Consider the following 19362-nt stretch of genomic DNA (forward strand, 5'->3'; position numbering starts at 1 on the left):
TTGCGCTAAAGGCCTGCGCCCGCGCGACTTCGCGCTGGTGAAAGCGCGCCACCTCCACAGGTATACCTTTGATCGAACCGCCGACCCGTACTCCCTCGTTTGTGCTGCGCCTGATCCTGGGCGCGGTGGCGATTCTGCTGGTCGCGATTCCAGTCGCGATCGTCACGATGATGCCGCCAGTGCGCCCCGTTCCCAAGGGCGTAGCGGTTCTGCCGCAGCGAGTCGTTCCCCCGACCGAATTGCCGCCGGTCGAGCCGGTCCAGTTCCAGTCGGTCGACCCCGATGACGCCAAGGCGTTCAACGCCGACGTTCCCTTTTCGACATTGCCCAATCCACCTGCTCGGCCGTTCATATTTTCCGGCTCGACCGACGCGCGTCTGCGCGCGATCGACTGCCTGGCCGTCGCCCAACTCTACGAAGCGGGCGACGACACCGAGGGCGAGCGCGCGGTCGCCCAAGTCGTGCTCAACCGCGTCCGTCATCCCGCTTTCCCCAAGTCCGTCTGCGGCGTGGTATTCCAGGGATCGGACCGGAGCACCGGTTGCCAGTTCAGTTTCTCTTGCGACGGCGCGCTGTCCCGCTGGCGCCCCAGTCCCGCGGCCTGGAAGCGCGCGCGGGAAGTAGCGATCGCGGCACTCAACGGTTCGGTCTACGCCAAGGTCGGCTATGCGACGCATTACCACACCGATTGGGTCGTGCCTTATTGGAGCGCGAGCCTCGACAAGATCGCGACGGTGAAAACGCATTTGTTCTTCCGCTGGACCGGCTGGTGGGGAACGCCCGCCGCTTTCCTCAGGACGGTTTCGGGATCCGAACCGAACATCGCCGCCTTGGGCGGTCTGTCGAGCGCGCATGTCGGCGAAGTCGACCTCGCCAACGTCAATCCGGCCGAGATCAACGGCGCGCCCACCGCCGGGGAAGCAGCTGGCTCGCCCTTGTCGATCGATCCCAACAGCTTCCTCGTCACGCTCGATGCTCGCGCCGGTGCGGATTCCTTCCCAGCGGTGGCGACCAAGGCGTGCGGCGCACGCGATTATTGCAAGCTGATGGCGTGGACCGACAAGGCGCACACCCCGGCCAACCTGCCGCTTGGTCAAGCGCAGATCGCAACGATGTCGTTCAGCTATCTGCGCGACAAGGCGCACGGCTACGAAAAGGCGCTGTGGAACTGCGCCCAATTCAAGCGGCCGTCCAAGGGCGAGTGCATGAAGTTGCAGGTGCTGGGCCTGCCGCAGACGACCACGCCTCCGCCGGGCACGCGCCCCCTCACCCCGCCTCCGGCGACCGGCACGGCGCCGGGCAAGCCGGGCGTGGCGCCACCGACCATGACTTTCTCGGTAAAGCCGACTCCCGCGGTCGCACCCGACGGCCTGAACGGCGTCCGTCGCAAGGTGGGTGATAGTGCGCCCCTGCCCAAAGCGGCCGCGACGCCGGCACCGCGCCCCACTGCGTCGCTTCCCGAACGGCCATAACCCTTTCCGATCGCGAGCGGCGAGTGCCGATCACGGCGACCGCGAAACGTTTTCCCGGCCATAAACGCGCCTGAAGACACTTCGACCGTCACGATCTTGGGTCAGCTCATCGACGCGGGTGCACTTGGGAGGCTCCCCGCCCGGAACATCCAGCCCTTTCCGACTATTTCATCCGAAGAATGATGTTGGGCGCGCTCCGCAACGTCATTCCTTCGGGGCGTCACAATGCGCGCGGCGATGGTTCAGGGACACCGCCGCGTTGGGACGAGTTGCTTATGTCAGGGCGCTATTCGGATGCATGATTTAACCTCGGGCATGAGGGCGGCACGTCGCGTGTCGGCTGCACCACGCTATCGGACCAATGCGGCGCAGCTCATCGCGTTCTCGATAGTTCTTGCGGAAATGTCGCTATTCTTTCACCCGGCGGGCTTCGCCGGGGGGCCGAGCGACGATCAGCAATATCTCGATATCGCGCTCGGCTGGTACGCGCACGGTCCGCAGATCGGCACTTCGCATTGGGCGCTGCGGCACCCGTTGATCCTGTCGATCACGGCAATGTTCCACCTGTTCGGCCCGTCGATCGACTCGCTGCTACTGGTGCCGCGATTGTTCTACGCCTTGTTCGTCGGCGTGACGGTGGCGACAGTGCTGCGGTTCGCCGGAACGCGCGCCGCGATCCTTTGGCTGGTGCTGGTGATCCTGTCGCCGGTGATCCACGCCATGGGCACCAGTTGCTATCCCGAAATGCTCGAACTCGCGTTCGGCGCGATGTCGATTTGGGCATTCCTCAATGCCCGCCGCTCGGCGGGCGGCGCCGCGCTCGCATGGTCGCTCTTCTCCGGACTCATGCTCAGCTGCGCGGTGCAAACGCGCGAGACGGCGGCATTCGTGCTGCTTTTCTACGGCTGGGCATTCCTGCGTGATCAGGCAATGCCGCGCCGCGCCTATCTTTTGCTCGGCCTCGGCTTCGTCTTGCCGCTAGTGATCGACAATGCCTGGCTATGGGCGATGACGGGCGACCCGCTCTATCGCCTGCACGTCGACAAGCACCACGTTCTGATCGCCAGCGATCATATGGTCGGCAAGACTTATTCGGGCAGTCCCTTTCTCAATCCCGATCTCGCCAGCCGATGGATCCCGGCGGGGCCGACACGCCTGCATTGGGCGATCAATCCGCTGGGCGATTTCCTGATCGATCCCGCATTCGGCTTCGTCATCCTGGGATGGGCACTGAGCGCGCTGCCATTCTTCCGCGATCGAACGATCCCACGGCCCAACATATCGACCCTGTTGCTGCTGCTGTTCGCCGTCGCCAGCTATGTGACCGTCACCTGGGTGTTCACACTACGACCGCAGCCGCGTTATTACCTTTTCGTGCTCGCCGCCGCGACGATCGGCTTCGCACTCTATCTCGATGCGGCGTTGGCGATACCCCGGTTGAGGCGGCGCGTGTCGATCCTGCTCGGCCTGGTTCTGCTGGGCGGCGGCATCACCATCGCCGTCGCGCCCGACCAAGGCTGGCAAGCAAAGGTGATCGTGCCCTATATGGCGGCGCATCCCGGACAATATAGTGCCGAGGAGCATATCGTCGGCCGCGCCTCCTATCCGCTGGCCCGGCTCGGCATGGCGGGCAAACTGACCGCGGCCGAGCCGGCGGTCGGCGCCTACCGCCTCCGCCTGATCGACAGCGCGATGTTGGACGGTTCTGAACCGTTTCCGCGCGACCCCGCCTATCGCGAGGTCGCTTATCTGGAGCGACCAACGCCGTGGCTGTTACGGCTTATACGTCCACACTACCGCAACCCGATCCTGGTCGAGCAGCGGCTACGCTAAGAATTCCCCTCTCCCGCCAGGGGAGAGGGTTGGAAAGAACGCTATCGATCGACGTCAGGCGGCCGCGAACATCTCCGGCGGCAGGGCCATCAGCGCTTCCGCCCCGCTTTCGATCTTGCGGCGCAATGCTCCTGCGTCGGGCATGATGCGTTCTGCATAGTAACGCGCGGTGGTCAGCTTCGCGTCGAGGAACGCGACATCGCCTTCACCCGCCGCCTTCAGCTTCGCCGCCGCGGCGGCCATCCGCAACCACATCAGACCGACCGCGACGATGCCCATTAAGTGCATGTAGCTGTGCGCGCCTGCGCCGACATTGTTGGGATTGGTCATGCCGTTTTGCAGGAACCACATGGTCGCGGCCTGCAATTCGCCATTGGCCTTTTCCAGCCGCGCGGCAAAATCGGCCGTTGCCGGATCGCCCTTCGCGGCGGCCACTTCCTCGCCGACCACCTTGAACAGCGTCTGCACCGCGCGCCCGCCATTGGCGGCGAGCTTGCGGCCGACCAGGTCCATCGCCTGGACGCCGTTGGTGCCTTCATAGATCATCGAGATACGGGCATCGCGGACATACTGCTCCATGCCCCATTCGCGGATATAGCCGTGTCCGCCATAGACCTGCTGCGCATTGGTCGCGATGTCGTAGCCCTTGTCGGTGCCATAGCCCTTGATCACCGGAGTCAGCAGCCCGACCAGATCGGCGGCGAGCTGCCTTTCCTCCTCGCTCGCGGCGGCATGCTCGAGGTCGACCTGGAGCGCACCCCACAGGCAGAGCGCGCGCAATCCCTCGGTCATTGCCTTGGCGTCCATCAGCATGCGGCGCACGTCGGGATGAACGAACAGCGTATCCGCCTTCTCGTTCGGTTCGGCCGGCCCGGTCAGTGCCCGGCCCTGACGGCGATCATGGGCGTATTGAACGGCGTTCTGATAGGCGGTTTCGGCGACGGCCAGGCCCTGCAGTCCCACGCCGAGCCGCGCGGCGTTCATCATGATGAACATCGCGGCCAGGCCCTTCATCTCCTCGCCGACCAGCCAGCCCTTGGCACCATCGTAATTCATCACGCAGGTCGAATTGCCGTGGATGCCCATCTTGTGTTCGATCGACCCGCAGCTGACCGCATTGCGCTCGCCGAGCGATCCGTCCGCGTTGACGAGGATCTTGGGCACGACGAACAGCGAAATGCCTTTCGAGCTGTCGGGCGCGCCGGGAGTCTTGGCCAGCACCAGATGGATGATGTTGCTGGTCAAATCGTGCTCGCCGGCCGAGATGAAAATCTTGGTGCCGGTGATCGCATAAGAGCCGTCGGCCTGTGGCTCGGCCTTGGTACGGATGAGGCCCAGGTCGGTACCGCATTGCGGCTCGGTCAGGTTCATCGTGCCGCCCCACTCGCCCGACACCATCTTGGGCACGTAGAGCTGCTGCTGCTCGGGGCTGCCCTTGACCAGTAAAGCGGCGATCGCGCCGTGGGTAAGGCCAGGATACATGGCGAACGCCATGTTGGCAGAGATCATGAATTCCTGAAACGCGGTCGAGACGACGTGCGGCATTTCCTGTCCGCCGAACGCCGCCGGCGCGCTGAGCGTGCCCCAGCCCGATTCGACGAACTGCAGATAAGCTTCCTTGAACCCCTTGGGCGTCGTCACGCTGCCGTCGTCGTGGCGCGTACAGCCCTCCAGGTCGCCGGATTGGTTGAGCGGGAACAAGACTTCGGCGACGAACTTTCCGCCTTCTTCGAGCACGGCATCGACCGTCTCGGGTGTCGCATTCTCGAAGCCCGGCAAATTGGCGTAGCGCTCGATCCCGAGCACATGATCGAGCACAAAGCGCGTGTCGCGCACCGGGGGCGTGTATTGCGGCATGGTCAGTCCTTCTGGTGATCGGCGCGCGAGCCTTGCTCGAGCAACGCGATGAAATCGTTGAGTTCTGCGATGGCGGCGTCGATGTCGCGCTTTTGCTGGTGAAGAAGGCCGACGCGCTCCTTGCAACGATCGATCGTCCGCTCGCGCTGGGTGCGGCGGTCGTCGCCGACATCGTACAGGTCGATCAGCTCGCGAATCTCGGTCAGCGAAAAGCCGACGCGCTTGCCGCGCAGGATCCAGGCGAGCCGTGCGCGGTCGCGATGCGAATAGATCCGTTGCGTGCCGCGCCGTTCCGGCGAGATCAGCCCCTCATCCTCATAGAAACGCAGCGCCCGCGCCGTGACGCCAAATTCGGTGGACAGGTCGGAAATGGAAAAGCTGTGCCGGTCATGGAGCGGCGCGATCGGGGCGTAGGACGGAACCCAGGACATGGCACCTTTTTACGCGTACTTGACGTTAACGTCAAAGGGGTCGTGCGCTCATTTGGCCGACGCGCAGAGCATCCTACCTCTGCCGTCACGCAACGCGCTCGCCTCCGACGGCGAATCGCTCATCCGTTCCGCGCTGAGCCCGGCTAGCGAACCACGCGAGGAACAGGCTTTCTGGCAGGCGTCGGGCAAACGGCCGGGGAAAACGATCCGGTCGCCCTCGAACCTCGCGTCGAAATTGCAGCCTGGGGTGTCGGTGAGCTCGACATGCAGATCCTCGCCGGCGCGGGTCGCCTCGCCTTGCGCGCTGCAATGATAGGTGTCGCCATAATCTACAGAGATGCCGATCCGAAACGCGGTCGCGCTCGGCACCACGCAGATGCGGTCGCGGTCGCGTGTATAGAGGCCGGTCGGGTCGGTATTGGCGGGATCGGAGATCACACCGGCTTCGATCGCTGCGGCTTCGAGGCTGGTCGGAGTTGAGGTCGCTTGCGGGGCGGGCTGGCCGCCATGGCAGCCGGCCAAGTTCGACAACACTGTCAACATCCCAACCCGGGCCCATAATATGCTTCCCCGGCAAAGGCCGGGGCCCAGCATCGGCCCACTAAGTTGGGAAGGACAACTCGCAGGCTCAGACGCCACGAAACTGGGCCCCGGCCTTCGCCGGGGGAGCGTGAAGAACGATAAGACGGACTTCCACACCACCCAGACCATCTCACCCAATTCGAGCCAGTCCGTTCTTCATCACTCGCCGATAGAAGCACGACCGCTCACCGGTATGGCACGCCGGGCCCGCAGGATCGACGATCAGCCACACCGCATCCTGATCGCAATCGATCCTGATGTCGCGCACGCGCATGACATTCCCCGACGTCGCGCCCTTACGCCACAATTCCGCGCGGCTGCGCGACCAGAACACCGCGTCTCCGCTTTCGACCGTTGCCGCCAGCGCTTCCGCGTTCATGTGCGCGAGCATCAGCACTTCACCCGAATCGCCGTCTGTGACCACTGCCGTGATCAGCCCGTCGGCACCCCATTTCGGATCGAGCGTCAGCCCGGTTTCACGCGAGTCGGTCATGCCCCTCCCCTAGCGCGGCACCGCGATCCGACAAAATCGGCACAAGGCGTATGACAAATACGCGACAAACCCGGCAGGCGTCACTATATGGCCGAGCGCCACAGCAGCACGGATCGCAGGGTCCGCACTGAGTACGGACACCATGCTGACCACGAATCCTTTTGACGACGACAAACTCCGCGAGGAGTGCGGCATTTTCGGTGTGTCCGGTGCGGACGGCGCCGCGGCGCTGGTGGCGCTGGGGCTGCACGCCCTCCAGCATCGCGGACAGGAAGCCGCCGGCATCACCAGTTGGGACGGCAAGCATTTCCACAGCCACCGCGCGATGGGCCATGTCGCCGGCAATTTCGACAAAGACGAGATCATGGGCGGGCTGCGCGGGCAGACCGCTTGCGGCCATGTCCGCTACTCGACCACCGGTGAGACCGCGCTCCGGAATGTCCAGCCGCTCTATGCCGAACTTGCCACCGGCGGGTTCGCGGTCGCGCATAACGGCAATATCTCCAACGCTTTCCGTCTGCGCAACGATCTCGTCCAGCGCGGCGCGATCTTCCAGTCGACCAGCGATACCGAAGTCATCATCCATCTGGTCGCGACCAGCTCCTATCGCGATCCGCTCGACAAGTTCGTCGATGCGCTGCGCCGGGTGGAAGGCGCCTATTCGCTGATCGTGCTGACCCCGACCGGCATGATGGCGTGCCGCGATCCGCTCGGCATCCGGCCCCTGGTGATGGGCAAATTGGGCGACTCGGTCATCTTCGCGTCAGAAACCGTCGCGCTCGACGTGGTCGGGGCAGAATTCGTCCGCTCGGTCGAGCCGGGCGAGCTGATCATCGTCGAGGACGGCAAGCTGCGCTCGCTGCGCCCGTTCGGCCAGACCGCGCCGCGACCGTGCATCTTCGAATGGGTCTATTTCTCGCGGCCCGATTCGATCGCCGGCGACCAGTCGGTCTATTCGGTCCGAAAGGCGATCGGCGCGCAGCTCGCGATCGAATCGCCGGTCGAGGCCGATCTGGTCATTCCGGTGCCCGATTCGGGCGTGCCTGCCGCAATCGGCTATGCCCAGCAATCGGGTATCCCGTTCGAGCTGGGCATCATCCGCTCGCATTATGTCGGCCGCACCTTCATCCAGCCGGGCGCCGAGGTCCGTCGCCTGGGCGTGAAGCTCAAGCACAATGCCAATCGCGCGCTGATCAAGGACAAGTCGATCATCCTGGTCGACGATTCGATCGTCCGCGGCACGACCAGTCTCAAGATCGTCGAGATGATGCGCGAAGCTGGGGCGCGCGAAGTGCATATGCGCATCGCTTCCCCGCCGACCACGCATTCCTGCTTCTACGGCGTCGATACGCCCGAGCGCGAGAAGCTGCTCGCGTCGCGCTATTCGGTCCCGGGCATGACCGACTTCATCCATGCCGACAGCCTAGCGTTCGTGTCGATCGACGGCCTGTACAAGGCGCTGGGCGAAGCGGGGCGCAACGGGCCCGCCCCCAAATATTGTGACGCTTGCTTCACCGGCGATTATCCGACGGTGCTGACCGATTACAGCGACGCGCATATGGACGAGCAACTCGCCCTCCACCCCGAAGCCGCGGAATAACATGACGAAAAGATTTGAGGGCCAGCTTGCGCTGGTGACCGGCGCGAGCCGTGGGATCGGCGCCGCCACGGCAAAGGCGCTCGCGGCAGAAGGCGCGCATGTCATCCTGACCGCGCGCACCGCCGGCGCACTCGAGCAGGTCGAGGAAGCGATCCACGCCACGGGCGGCACCGCGACCATCGCGCCGCTCGATCTGATCGAAACCGACAGCATCGCGCGATTGGCCAGTGCGGTCGCGGAACGCTGGGGAACGCTCGACATTCTGGTGCTCAACGCGGCGACGCTCGGTTCGCTGTCCGCAGTACAGGCGATCGATCCCAAGGAATTCGCCAAGGTCATGACGCTCAACGTCAGCGCGCAACAAGCGCTGATCGCCGCGTTCGATTCGGCGTTACGCAAATCGGCGCGCGCGCGGGTAGTCGGTGTCACATCCAAGGTCGGTCGCCAGCCGCGTGCCTTCTGGGGCGCGTACGGCGCGTCAAAGGCAGCGTTCGAGACATTGATCCAGGCCTATGGCGAGGAAGTCGAGGGCATCAGCAACATCCGCGTCGCCCTGCTCGACCCCGGCGCCACGCGCACCGCGATGCGCGAGCGGGCATATCCGGGTGAAGATCCCGCCAGCGTCAAGCCGCCGGAACTAGTGGCGGACAAGATCGTCGAGTTGGTCGCTAGCGATGTCGCGTCGGGGCATGTCGAGCGGATGGGCTGAGGCTCGAACCCTAGCCTCCCTACTCCGTCACTCCGGCCTTGTGCCGGGGTCTGCCGGGCGGCAGACTATGGCGTGGAGATCGAACGAACACCTTGCGTCTATCTTCTGGCCAAGGCGTATCACAGCACGCTCTTCACTGGGGTTACGTCCAATCTAGTAGGTCGAATCATCCAGCACCGTGAGGGTACATTCGGCGGCTTTACCAAAAGGTACGGCGTCTATCGACTTGTCTGGTATATGACCGGAGATACGATGGAGGCCGTCATCACGCGCGAAAAGCAGATCAAACGCTGGCCTCGCGAATACAAATACAATCTAATTGAAGAGCTCAATCCGACTTGGAATGACCTTGCGGTGGGTCTCGGCCTTCCGCCTCTGGCACCGTGACGTGCTGCCCGGCAGACCCCGGCACAAGGCCGGGGTGACGATGTAGTCGTGCGGAGTTGACAGTCCCTATTCCGCCGCCGCCTCGATCTTCTTCCAGAATTCGGCTCGCTCCGCCGACAGCTTCTCGGCCGTCGCGGTCGGCCACGATCCCGACATGACGACAACCAGCTTCTTCGCCGGATCGACCATGATGCTCTGGCCGAAAATACCGAGCGCGGCGAAGCGGCCGCCGGGCATCGTCCACCACTGATAGCCATAGCCGAAGCCGCCTTCGTCCTTGGGGATCGGCACCTGGTTGGTGGTCGCGCTGGCGAACCAGCCGTCGGGCACCACGCCCTTGCCACCCGACAGCGCGAACATCCCCATCCGGGCATAATCGCGCAAGCTCACCGACAGGCAGCATCCGCTGACCTCGCTTCCCGCCGGGTTGGTCATCCAGAACGCGTCGCGCTCCATTCCCCAGGGCTTCCACACCTTCTCGGTCAGATAGTCGGCCAGGCTCTTCTTGGTCGCGCGCTCGACCAGCACACCGATCAGGTTGGTCTCGCCGGTCTTGTAGACCCATTTCGTACCGGGCGTGCTCTCGCGGGGAAGCTTCTTCATGTACCAGACGGTCGGGTCCTGCCCCGCCGGTACTGGGTCGGAGAACATCCGGGCCACGTCGGACTTGGGATCAGTATAATCCTCGTTCCACTTCACGCCCGACGTCATCGTCAGCAGCTGGCGCACCGTCACGCCGTCATACCCGCCGCCGGCGAGATCCGGGATGTATCGCGTCACCGGATCGTCGATCGACTTGATATACCCGTCACGGATCGCCGCGCCGACCAGGGTCGAGGTGAACGACTTGGCGACCGAGAAGCTGGTCCAGCGTCCATCAGCGCCGTAGCCGAGCCCATAGCGTTCGAGCCGGACCTTCCCATCCTGCACCACGATCAGCCCGGCGATGTTCAGGTCGGCCAGGCCCGCTTTGACGTCGGTCTCCGCTATCGGGAGCGGTTTGCCGTTGGGGAGCGGGCGGACCTTGGCCCCAGCCTTGACGACATGGCCAGGGAAGATCTTTTCCATCTCGCGGAAATTCTGGTCGCGCTGCGGCTGGCTCCAGAACAACACCTCGGCGCCGACCTGGCGAAGCTTCGCGCTATTGTCGGGCGTGGCGATGACCGATTGCGCCGACGCCACCCCCGCCAGTGCGAATGCGGCAAGCAGACCAAAACCTTTCATCACCCCTCCTTGATCAAGGTCACCTGCGCGACATCGATCCCGCCGCCGCGGAATCCGCCCTCACAGTACATCAAATAAAAGCGCCACAAGCCGATGAAATGTTTATCGAACCTGTCCGGTAATTTGCCCGCTGCGACGACCGCATCGAACGCTTCGCGCCAGCGCTTAAGCGTCTCGGCATAGTCCAGCCGGAAAGCGTGCCGATCGCGCCACGCCAACCCGACTTTCTCCGCCAGCGCCTGGAAGCGGCTCTCCGACAGCAGCATGCCGCCTGGGAACACGTAGCGCTGGATGAAGTCCACGTTGCGCGCATAGCCCTCGAACATCGCGTCATCGATCGCGATATACTGGATCGCGGCGCGCCCGCCGGCCTTGAGCACGCGGGCGATCGCGGCAAGATAATCCGGCCAGTATTCCTCGCCGACGGCCTCGACCATCTCGATGCTGGCTACGCCATCGAACGTCCCGGTGACGTCACGATAATCGATCAGCTCGATCTCGACCCCGTCGAGCCCCTGCCGCGCCATTCGTGCCTCGGCATAGGCCTTCTGCTCGGTCGACAGCGTGATGCCATGGACGGCGATCCCCGCCTTCGCCGCGGTCTCCGCGAACGAGCCCCAGCCGCAGCCGATTTCGAGGATATGATCGCCGGGCTTGGTCGCAGTGCGATCGAGAATGGCCTTGAGCTTGACGTGTTGGGCGCCTTCCAGGCTTTGGCCCGGCACGTCGAACATCGCGCTCGAATAGGTCATCGTCGGATCGAGCCACAATTCGTAGAATTCGTTGCCCAGATCATAATGGTCGTGGATGTTGCGCCGCGCACCGGCGCGATCGTTGCGGCGCGCCTTGTGCCACAAGCGGCGCAACAGCCGAGACACGCCCTGCGCTCGGCCCGTGCCTGCGAGACTGTGCCGGTTGAGCGAGAAGAGCTCGAACAGCGCCACCGGATCCGGGCTTTCCCATTCGCCCGCCGCCCAAGCCTCGTACCAGCCAGCCGAGCCTGCGGTCGCCAGCCGCCACAAGGCCCGCCAGGTGTTGAGGATGACGATTGCCTCGGGCCCGGGCGCGCGGCCGCCAAGCCGCATCGGCGCGCCGCTCTCCGGTAACGAGACGGTAATTGCCCCCTGATCGAGGCACTTGTCGATGCGCGCCAACAGCCGTCGCCCGATCGGCGCGAACGGTCCTCCGCGGCTGCGCTGCCCCCTATCGCTCGTAGGCGCATCCATGCCTTTCCTCAAAGCATGTCGCAGACGTTTCGCCAAGTGATTTGGGTAAGTTATCGCACCATTTTGGCCGCGGTCAGGGCCCGCTCGCGCGCTTCGCGATGACCGATCAGCTTGGCGGGATAACCCGACGGCCGGCATCCCGCCTGCTCGGGATCGTGGATCGCGGGATCGGGGATGTGGGCGAGTTCGGGTACCCATTGCCGAATATAGTCGCCTGCGTCGAACTTCTCCGACTGAGTCAGCGGTGCCATGATCCGGCCCCACATATTGGCATCGATCCCGGTGCCGGCGACCCATTGCCAATTGACGCTGTTATTACCGTAATCGACATCGACCAGCGTGTCCCAGAACCATTGCTCCCCTTCGCGCCAATCGATCAGCAGGTGCTTGATCAGGAACGACGCAGCGATCATCCGCACGCGATTGTGCATCCACCCGGTCGCCCAGAGCTGGCGCATGCCGGCATCGACGATCGGATAACCCGTCTCACCGCGCTGCCACGCCCGCAGGTCGTCTTGCGAAGCCTTGCCCGAGCGCCAAGGAAGGTCGTCGAACCGCTCACGGCCGTTTTTGGCACCATAATCAGGCAATTGCAGGATGACGTTCTGTGCGTAATCGCGCCAGGCGAGTTCGCTCAGGAAGACCGACGACGACCCGCCCTTTCCCGCCATTCGGTGCCAGACATAGCCAGGCGAGACCTCGCCGAAATGAAGATGTGGCGACAGGCGCGAACTGCCCTCGATCGACGGCAGGTTGCGGGTGTCGTCGTAGCGATCGACCTCATCGACGAAATCGTCGACTCTTCGGTGCGCGCCCGCTTCGCCGGGCACCCATTCCCTGCCGAAGCCGGCCGCCCAGTCGGGATTGGTCGGCAGTAACCCCCAATCGGCCAGCGCGTCGCTCTTCGGCCAGGACGACGGGGCGGCGATCTCACTTGGCCGGTTCAGCGGACGCGGCGGCGGCATGACGTCGCGCAGCGCCCGCCAGAACGGGGTATAGGTTTTGTACGGCGCGCCCCCACCGGTCGTGATCGACCCGGGTGGCGCAAGATAATTGCCGTCATGGCACACAAGCTCGATCCGCTTCGCCACCGCGCGCTCGGCATTGCGCCACCATGGCTCGTAATGACGGATGGCATGGACGGTACCGGCGCCGACCTCTTCCGCGACCTTGACCAATTCTTCATCGCACTTGCCGCGCCGCAGGATCACCCGCGACCCTTTGGCGCGCAGGTCCTTGTCGAGCGCAACCAGACTGTGATGCAGCCACCAGCGCGAGGCGGCCCCCATCCGGCGATGCTTGGGTGTTTCGTCATCGAGGACATAGACCGGGATAACCGGCCCCTCATGCAACGCAGCCGCCAGGGCTGGCTGATCCGCCAGGCGAAGGTCCTGGCGAAGCCAGAGGAGAGTTGGGCTACCCATTCCCATCTACACCGCTTCTATCCGGCGGGTTCCAAGCGACATCACGGCATCACTCGGTAGGAAAGCAAATATCCTTGGGCGGGAATGTGATAATCGCTCCGGGCCCTGTCGACAGACCATTCTCTGCAAACCAATCAATCGGCGCACAAGCGACACGCCCTTTTTTCGCAACAATGACCTGCTTCGCGGTCAGCGAGCCGGAAGGCGAGGCAACGATCAACATGATCACCGGTCCGTCACCACCTTTAGGAGGCGAAGGAAGAGTCACGTCGATATTACCCGACAGTGGCGCACCTGCCACCGATCGGGCGTTGACGAACGCATAGGCGCCACGAGCGTCTGCAACCGGCGTTTTCGACGCCGGCCGAGCTATAACGACCGAAACGCCCGCGGTCGATTGCACGGGAGTAATGTCGACTTTCTCCGTCTGCGCAAAAGCGACCGAGGGAAGGGCGCCCAATAGCGCGATCGCAAGCGTCCGTGTCACTCTGCCCGTGGCTCTTTCTCGACCTGCCAGGTCTGCCCCTGGCTCAGCAGTTTCTGCAGGTCGGGTTTCTTGCCTTCGCTCACCTGCTTGTTCTGCGCGATGACCGCGCTGTCGAATGTCGGGGCGGGATCGTCGTAGATCACGCCCAGCGCCATCGGAAACGCCCCGAACGGCATTTCGACCAGCATATGCGCAAGCCCGCGGTTGGTCTGGTCATGAATCGCGACACCGGCGCTCTGCCAGTCGCCATCGACCACGTCGACGACCTTCAGCACCAGCCGGTCGGTGTCCATCGTCAGCCCCTTGGTGCCGTTCGCGAACAGCAATGGCTGGCCGTGCTCGACCCAAAGCTGATGCCCGGGAGCATTGGCCTTCTCGGTGAAGGCCGCGAACACGTCGTCATTATAGACGATGCAGTTCTGGAAGATCTCGACGAACCCCGCGCCTTGATGGGCATATGCCGCCTTGAGCACGGCGGGCAGGTTCTTGTGGACGTCGATGCCGCGCGCAACGAACCGCGCGCCCGATCCGAGCGCGAAGGCACACGGCTTGGCCGGATGATCGACGGAGCCAAACGGAGTCGACGGCGACCGCGTGCCCTCGCGGCTGGTCGGCGAATATTGCCCCTTGGTCAGCCCGTATATCTCGTTGTTGAACAACAGGATCTGGCAATTCAAGTTACGCCGCAACAAGTGCATCGTGTGGTTGCCGCCGATCGACAGCGCGTCGCCGTCGCCGGTGATGATCCACACGTCGAGATCGGGATTGGCGAGCTTGACCCCCGTCGCCACCGCCGGCGCGCGGCCATGAATCGTATGGAAGCCATAGGTCTCCATGTAATAGGGAAAGCGCGACGAGCAGCCGATGCCGCTGACAAACACGGTGTTTTCGGGCCGCGCGCCGATCTCGGGCATGGTCCGCTGCACCGCCTTCAGGATCGCATAGTCGCCGCAGCCCGGGCACCAACGCACTTCCTGGTCGGTTTCCCAGTCCTTGGGCAAGCTTTTCGCTACCGGTGGCGTCATGTCGTTCATGCGAGGATTCCTTCGATCGCCGCCTCGATCTCCGCGATGCGGAAGGGCTGGCCCGACACTTTATTGAGCGGCTTGGCGTCGACCAGATATTGATCGCGCAGCACCGTCTTGAGTTGCCCAGTGTTCATTTCCGGTACGAGGATCTTCTCGTAACCCTTCAGCAAGTCACCCAGATTCGCCGGCATCGGCCAGATGTGGCGGAGGTGGATGTGGCTGACATCGAGCCCCTTGCGCCTCGCCCGCTTCACCGCCTGATGGATCGGGCCGAAGGTCGAACCCCAGCCGACTACCGCCAGCTTGCCGCCGGGATTGCCGATCTCGATGGCCTGGTCGGGCACCTTGATCCCGTCGACCTTCGCCTTGCGGGTGTCGGTCATTTCCTGGTGGTTGGCGGGCGAGTAATCGATATTCCCCGCGCCCTGCTTCTTCTCGATCCCGCCGATGCGGTGGAGCAGGCCCGGCGTGCCCGGCTTGACCCAGGGGCGCGCGAGCTTGTCGTCTCGGGCATAGGGCAGGAAACCGCTTTCGGGTGCCTTGTCCAGGAAGGTCACCGGAAACGGAGCGTAATCGCTGACCTCGGGCACCTTCCACGGCTCGGCCGCGTTGGCGATATAGCCGTCGGTCAGCAGCATCACCGGAGTCATGTACTGGGTGGCGATGCGGCAAGCCTCGATCGCGACCTCGAACGCGTCGGCGGGCGAACGCGCGGCGACGACCGGCATCGGCGCGTCGCCGTTGCGGCCATAAACGGCCTGATAAAGATCGGACTGCTCGGTCTTGGTCGGGAGGCCAGTCGACGGCCCGCCACGCTGCGAGTTGACGATCACCAAGGGCAGCTCGGTCATGATCGCGAGGCCGATCGCCTCGCCCTTCAGCGCGATGCCGGGGCCCGACGACGAAGTGACGCCGAGCTGACCGGCATAGGAAGCGCCGATCGCGCTCGCGACCGCGGCGATCTCGTCCTCCGCCTGGAAGGTCGTGACGCCATATTCCTTGAGCCGCGACAGATGATGCAGGATCGCGGAGGCCGGCGTGATCGGATAGCCGCCGAAGAACATCGGCAGATCGGCGAGTTGCGCACCCGCGACCAGTCCCATCGAGACGGCTTCGGCGCCGGTAACGGTACGGTACAGACCCGGCTCGGCCGCCGCCGCCGGGACATGGTGCTGCTTGAGCGGACCCGAGAGTTCGGCGGTCTCGCCATAAGCATGGCCGGCGTTGAGCGCGGCGATATTGGCCTCCGCCAGTGCCGGCGCCTTGGCGAACTTGGCCTTGAGCCAGTCGATCAGCGGCTGGCGGTCACGGTCGAACATCCAGAGCGCCAAGCCCAGCGTCCACATGTTCTTGCAGCGCAGAGCTTCCTTGTTGCCCAGCCCGAAGGGCTTGACCGCCGCAACGGTCAGCGCGGAGATGTCGAACGCCAGCACCTGCCACTTGGCCAGGCTGCCATCCTCGATCGGGTTCGACTCGTACTTCGCCTTGGCGAGGTTGCGCTCGGTGAATTCGCCGGTGTCGGCGATGATCAGCCCGCCGGGCTTGAGCTCGTTGACATTGGTCTTGAGCGCCGCCGGGTTCATCGCGACCAGCACGTCGAGCGCATCGCCAGCGGTCTCGATCGAGGTCGACCCGAAATTGATCTGGAACGCCGACACGCCGAACAGCGTGCCCAGCGGGGCGCGGATTTCGGCGGGAAAGTCGGGAAAGGTCGACAAATCGTTGCCGGCGAGCGCGGTGGACAAAGTGAACTGTCCCCCGGTCAGCTGCATGCCGTCGCCGGAATCTCCGGCGAAACGGACGACGATCGATTCTGCTTGTGGGTTTGCCGACGCCTCGGTGGGCGTCACTTCGTGGACGGCGGTCGCCATGTCAGCACTAAATCCTGCGGTCGTGTTCGGGGTCTCTCTAAGCGCGGAACCCCCTGGAGCCAACGTAGATACATTACATCCCCGTGAAAACCGTTCTTTGCCATACCGGCGAAACGAAAGTGCGCGATTACGCGGCCGGGCTCGAAACGTCAGACCCGCGGCCCGTTCGACCCGGCGGCCGCGGACGCCGCCTGACGCTGTTCGAAAGCCTGATCCTCGAAGACCGCACCCAGTGTCAGGATCGCCGCGACATGACGTCGCGCGATCGCCAGAACATCGTCGCCATAGCCGCCGCCGACCGTGCTTGCGAGCGGAAGGCCTCGCTCGATCGCCAGTCGAGCGACCAGTTGCTCGCGGCGTGCCAGACCGTCGTCGCTCAGATCGAGCCGGCCCAGCCGATCGCCGCCGAACGGATCGACTCCCGCCTGATAGAGGATCAGGTCGGGCCGCTCCGCGTCGAGCAGCGGCGCGAGCGTCTCTTCCAACGCGGCGAGATAGGCGTCGTCGCCCAGCCCATCCGGCAGTGCCACGTCGAGCGTCGAGCGCGCCTTGCGCGCCGGGAAGTTCTTCTCGGCATGGATCGAATAGGTTGCGATTGCCGGGTGACCGGCGGTCAACGCCGCAGTGCCGTCGCCCTGATGTACGTCGCAATCGACGATCAAGACGCGGCGCCCCTCCTCCGCGAGACGGATCGCCGCGATGGCGAGGTCGTTGAACACGCAATAGCCCGCACCGGTATGGGCGAGCGCATGATGGCTGCCGCCCGCGCTATTGGCGGCAAATCCGCGATCGAGCGCGAGCCGCGCCGCCAAATAGGTGCCCCCGGGAACGATCTGCGCCCGGTTGGCGACCGTAGCGTTGATTGGAAAACCGATCCGTCGCTCCTTCTCGCGCGGCACTCGTGCCTCGATCACTTCGGCGACGTAATCCGGGTCGTGCGCGGCTTCCAACCATCGGCGCGGCATCATTTCCGGCTCGAACCACGCGATCGAATCGCCGGCCTCGCGGAGCAAGTCGCGGATCGCGCCGTTCTTGTTCCATTGATAGCCGGATTTGGGTTGCCCTGGTGCGACATAGTCAGGGTGATGGACGACCGCGATCATAAGTTTTAACTTAAGACCTAAATTGCCAGACACCAGCGAGAGGATTATCCGAATGACCGAGCCCTTCGTCCGCCCCGACGTCCGCGGATTTCTCGATTTCCTCAACAATTTGCCCGGTCCCAAGATGCACGAACTCGACGCGCCGACCGCGCGCCAGATGTATGTCGCGATGAAGGATGTCGGCGATCCGCCGGTGGGCGAGCTCGGCACGCTGCTCGACCTTTCCATCCCCGGCCCGGGCGGCAATATTCCCGCACGCCTCTACGATCCGCGCGCCAGCCGCGAACCCGGCCCCGCAATCGTTTTCTTTCACGGCGGCGGATTCGTGATCGGCGACCTCGAGAGCCATGGCAGCTTCACCGCCGAAATGGCGCGCGTGCTGGACTTGCCGGTGATCGCGGTCGATTATCGCCTCGCTCCCGAATTCCCCTGGCCCGCCGCGCCGGACGATTGCGAAGCCGCCGCGCGCTGGGTCGCCAACAGTCCCGTCGAACTGGGCCGCTCGGTGACTTCGTTGGTGCTGTGCGGCGACAGCGCCGGCGGCAACCTGGTCATTGTCACCGCCGCCGCGCTGCGCGACCAGCCCGCCAAGGTACCGGTGATCGCGCAATTGCCTTTCTATCCGGCGACCGACGCCAGCAAGGAATATCCGTCCTATGCCGAATTCGCCGAGGGCTATCTGCTGACCCGCGACAGCATGGAATGGTTCATGGCGGCGTATAAGAGCGAAGCCGACCATATCCGCAGCTCGCCGCTGCTCGGCGATCTTGCCGGCATGCCGCCGGCGGTGGTGGTGACCGGCGGTCTCGACCCGATCCGCGACCAGGGTCGCGCCTATGCAGCCGCACTGGCGCTAGCCGGCGTGCCGGTGGTGTTTCGCGAGGCCAAGGGCAATATCCACGGCTTCATCACGCTGCGGAAAGCGATCCCGTCGAGCGTAGGCGACGTGATGGGCGCGTTCGCGGCGCTCAAAGATATCATCGTAGAGGCCGAAGGCGATCGCGCGATGGCACAGGCGGCGGCATGAGCGACGCCCCGGCCAAGACCGATCTGCCCTATCGGCCCTGCGCCGGGGTCATGCTCCTCAATCGCGACGGTTTCGCGTTCGCGGGCCAGCGTATCGATACGACGATGGAAGCCTGGCAAATGCCGCAGGGCGGGATCGACCCCGGCGAAAGCGCAGGCCAGGCCGCCGTCCGCGAACTCGGCGAGGAAATTGGGGTGGGCCATGACAAGGTCGAGTTGATCGCTCAGGCGCCTGGCGAATTCTATTACGATTTGCCCGACGATCTGATCGGCAAGGTTTGGAGGGGCAAATGGCGCGGCCAGCGCCAGACTTGGTTCCTCTATCGTTTCCTGGGCGAGGATCTGGACATCAACCTGGCGACTGCACATCCCGAGTTCAGCACCTGGCGCTGGGTCGACCCCTATGAACTTCCCGCGCTGATCGTGCCGTTCAAGCGGAAACTCTACGAAGACGTGATCGCGGCGTTTTCGGCCCATCTTCTGCGCTAACCGTCTCTGCGCCGTAACCCCGGCATTGTGCCGCGGTTACGATGCAGCGATTCGATCGGCGCCATGGCAGCGCTTCCGGCATTCCGCCCATATCGCGCGCCAGGAAACGTTGCGCATACG

The 19362-nt window shown here is 64.2% G+C and carries 18 protein-coding genes; 7 read left to right on the forward strand and 11 right to left on the reverse strand.

Annotated elements, in window-relative coordinates:
- Window positions 1-68 precede the first annotated feature (68 nt).
- Window positions 69-1472, forward strand: a complete 1404-nt coding sequence (locus SPR01S_RS07250; protein ID WP_245661908.1) for a cell wall hydrolase — start codon at window positions 69-71, stop codon at window positions 1470-1472.
- A 294-nt stretch (window positions 1473-1766) separates the two neighbouring features.
- Window positions 1767-3305, forward strand: coding sequence for an ArnT family glycosyltransferase (locus SPR01S_RS07255; protein ID WP_169803392.1), 1539 nt, complete (start codon window positions 1767-1769; stop codon window positions 3303-3305).
- Between the two features lie 54 nt (window positions 3306-3359).
- On the opposite strand, the gene SPR01S_RS07260 is transcribed toward SPR01S_RS07255, so the two are convergent.
- The 4 genes from SPR01S_RS07260 to hisI all read right to left on the reverse strand — a co-directional run bounded on the left by SPR01S_RS07260 (window position 3360) and on the right by hisI (window position 6668).
- A complete protein-coding gene (locus SPR01S_RS07260; protein WP_066587206.1) occupies window positions 3360-5162 on the reverse strand; it encodes an acyl-CoA dehydrogenase C-terminal domain-containing protein in 1803 nt (600 codons plus the stop codon).
- A 2-nt stretch (window positions 5163-5164) separates the two neighbouring features.
- Window positions 5165-5593 (reverse strand): MerR family transcriptional regulator, encoded by a 429-nt coding sequence (locus SPR01S_RS07265; protein ID WP_066587209.1) that lies wholly within the window; start codon window positions 5591-5593, stop codon window positions 5165-5167.
- Between the two features lie 48 nt (window positions 5594-5641).
- Complete coding sequence (locus SPR01S_RS07270) at window positions 5642-6136, reverse strand: hypothetical protein (protein WP_084251014.1); 495 nt, start codon at window positions 6134-6136, stop codon at window positions 5642-5644.
- A gap of 169 nt (window positions 6137-6305) precedes the next feature.
- Window positions 6306-6668, reverse strand: coding sequence for a phosphoribosyl-AMP cyclohydrolase (gene hisI / locus SPR01S_RS07275; RefSeq protein ID WP_066587214.1), 363 nt, complete (start codon window positions 6666-6668; stop codon window positions 6306-6308).
- Between the two features lie 142 nt (window positions 6669-6810).
- On the opposite strand from hisI, the gene purF reads away from it, so the two are divergent.
- The 3 genes from purF to SPR01S_RS07290 all read left to right on the forward strand — a co-directional run bounded on the left by purF (window position 6811) and on the right by SPR01S_RS07290 (window position 9364).
- Window positions 6811-8268 (forward strand): amidophosphoribosyltransferase, encoded by a 1458-nt coding sequence (gene purF, locus SPR01S_RS07280; protein ID WP_066587216.1) that lies wholly within the window; start codon window positions 6811-6813, stop codon window positions 8266-8268.
- 1 nt (window position 8269) lies between these two features.
- Window positions 8270-8977, forward strand: a complete 708-nt coding sequence (locus SPR01S_RS07285) for an SDR family NAD(P)-dependent oxidoreductase (RefSeq protein ID WP_066587218.1) — start codon at window positions 8270-8272, stop codon at window positions 8975-8977.
- A gap of 72 nt (window positions 8978-9049) precedes the next feature.
- Window positions 9050-9364, forward strand: coding sequence for a GIY-YIG nuclease family protein (locus tag SPR01S_RS07290; RefSeq protein ID WP_157082033.1), 315 nt, complete (start codon window positions 9050-9052; stop codon window positions 9362-9364).
- Between the two features lie 66 nt (window positions 9365-9430).
- Here the strand turns inward: SPR01S_RS07290 and SPR01S_RS07295 are convergent, their stop codons facing one another.
- The 7 genes from SPR01S_RS07295 to SPR01S_RS07320 form a co-directional block, all read right to left on the reverse strand.
- Window positions 9431-10588: a serine hydrolase domain-containing protein gene (locus tag SPR01S_RS07295; protein ID WP_066587222.1), complete on the reverse strand. Its 1158-nt coding sequence runs from the start codon at window positions 10586-10588 to the stop codon at window positions 9431-9433.
- Window positions 10588-11814: an SAM-dependent methyltransferase gene (locus SPR01S_RS07300; RefSeq protein ID WP_066587225.1), complete on the reverse strand. Its 1227-nt coding sequence runs from the start codon at window positions 11812-11814 to the stop codon at window positions 10588-10590. Before SPR01S_RS07300 ends, SPR01S_RS07295 begins: the two co-directional genes overlap by 1 nt.
- Window positions 11815-11864: 50 nt before the next feature.
- Complete coding sequence (locus SPR01S_RS07305) at window positions 11865-13238, reverse strand: cryptochrome/photolyase family protein (RefSeq protein WP_066587228.1); 1374 nt, start codon at window positions 13236-13238, stop codon at window positions 11865-11867.
- A gap of 49 nt (window positions 13239-13287) precedes the next feature.
- Window positions 13288-13725 (reverse strand): hypothetical protein, encoded by a 438-nt coding sequence (locus SPR01S_RS21485; RefSeq protein WP_157082035.1) that lies wholly within the window; start codon window positions 13723-13725, stop codon window positions 13288-13290.
- Window positions 13722-14759 (reverse strand): 2-oxoacid:ferredoxin oxidoreductase subunit beta, encoded by a 1038-nt coding sequence (locus SPR01S_RS07310; protein WP_066587231.1) that lies wholly within the window; start codon window positions 14757-14759, stop codon window positions 13722-13724. The genes SPR01S_RS21485 and SPR01S_RS07310 overlap by 4 nt, the downstream gene beginning before the upstream one ends.
- Window positions 14756-16624 carry a 2-oxoacid:acceptor oxidoreductase subunit alpha gene (locus SPR01S_RS07315; RefSeq protein WP_066587234.1) on the reverse strand — a complete coding sequence of 623 codons (1869 nt, stop codon included), beginning with the start codon at window positions 16622-16624 and terminating at the stop codon, window positions 14756-14758. The genes SPR01S_RS07310 and SPR01S_RS07315 overlap by 4 nt, the downstream gene beginning before the upstream one ends.
- A 149-nt stretch (window positions 16625-16773) precedes the next feature.
- The gene (locus SPR01S_RS07320; RefSeq protein ID WP_066587236.1) at window positions 16774-17727 is read right to left on the reverse strand and encodes a histone deacetylase family protein; all 954 of its coding nucleotides are present in this window, start codon (window positions 17725-17727) and stop codon (window positions 16774-16776) included.
- Between the two features lie 52 nt (window positions 17728-17779).
- On the opposite strand from SPR01S_RS07320, the gene SPR01S_RS07325 reads away from it, so the two are divergent.
- Window positions 17780-18754 carry an alpha/beta hydrolase gene (locus SPR01S_RS07325; RefSeq protein ID WP_066587239.1) on the forward strand — a complete coding sequence of 325 codons (975 nt, stop codon included), beginning with the start codon at window positions 17780-17782 and terminating at the stop codon, window positions 18752-18754.
- The gene (locus SPR01S_RS07330; protein ID WP_066587242.1) at window positions 18751-19242 is read left to right on the forward strand and encodes an RNA pyrophosphohydrolase; all 492 of its coding nucleotides are present in this window, start codon (window positions 18751-18753) and stop codon (window positions 19240-19242) included. The genes SPR01S_RS07325 and SPR01S_RS07330 overlap by 4 nt, the downstream gene beginning before the upstream one ends.
- The last annotated feature ends 120 nt before the right edge of the window (window positions 19243-19362 follow it).

The organism is Sphingomonas pruni NBRC 15498 (assembly GCF_001598455.1).
In the GTDB taxonomy this organism is placed as follows: domain Bacteria; phylum Pseudomonadota; class Alphaproteobacteria; order Sphingomonadales; family Sphingomonadaceae; genus Sphingomonas; species Sphingomonas pruni.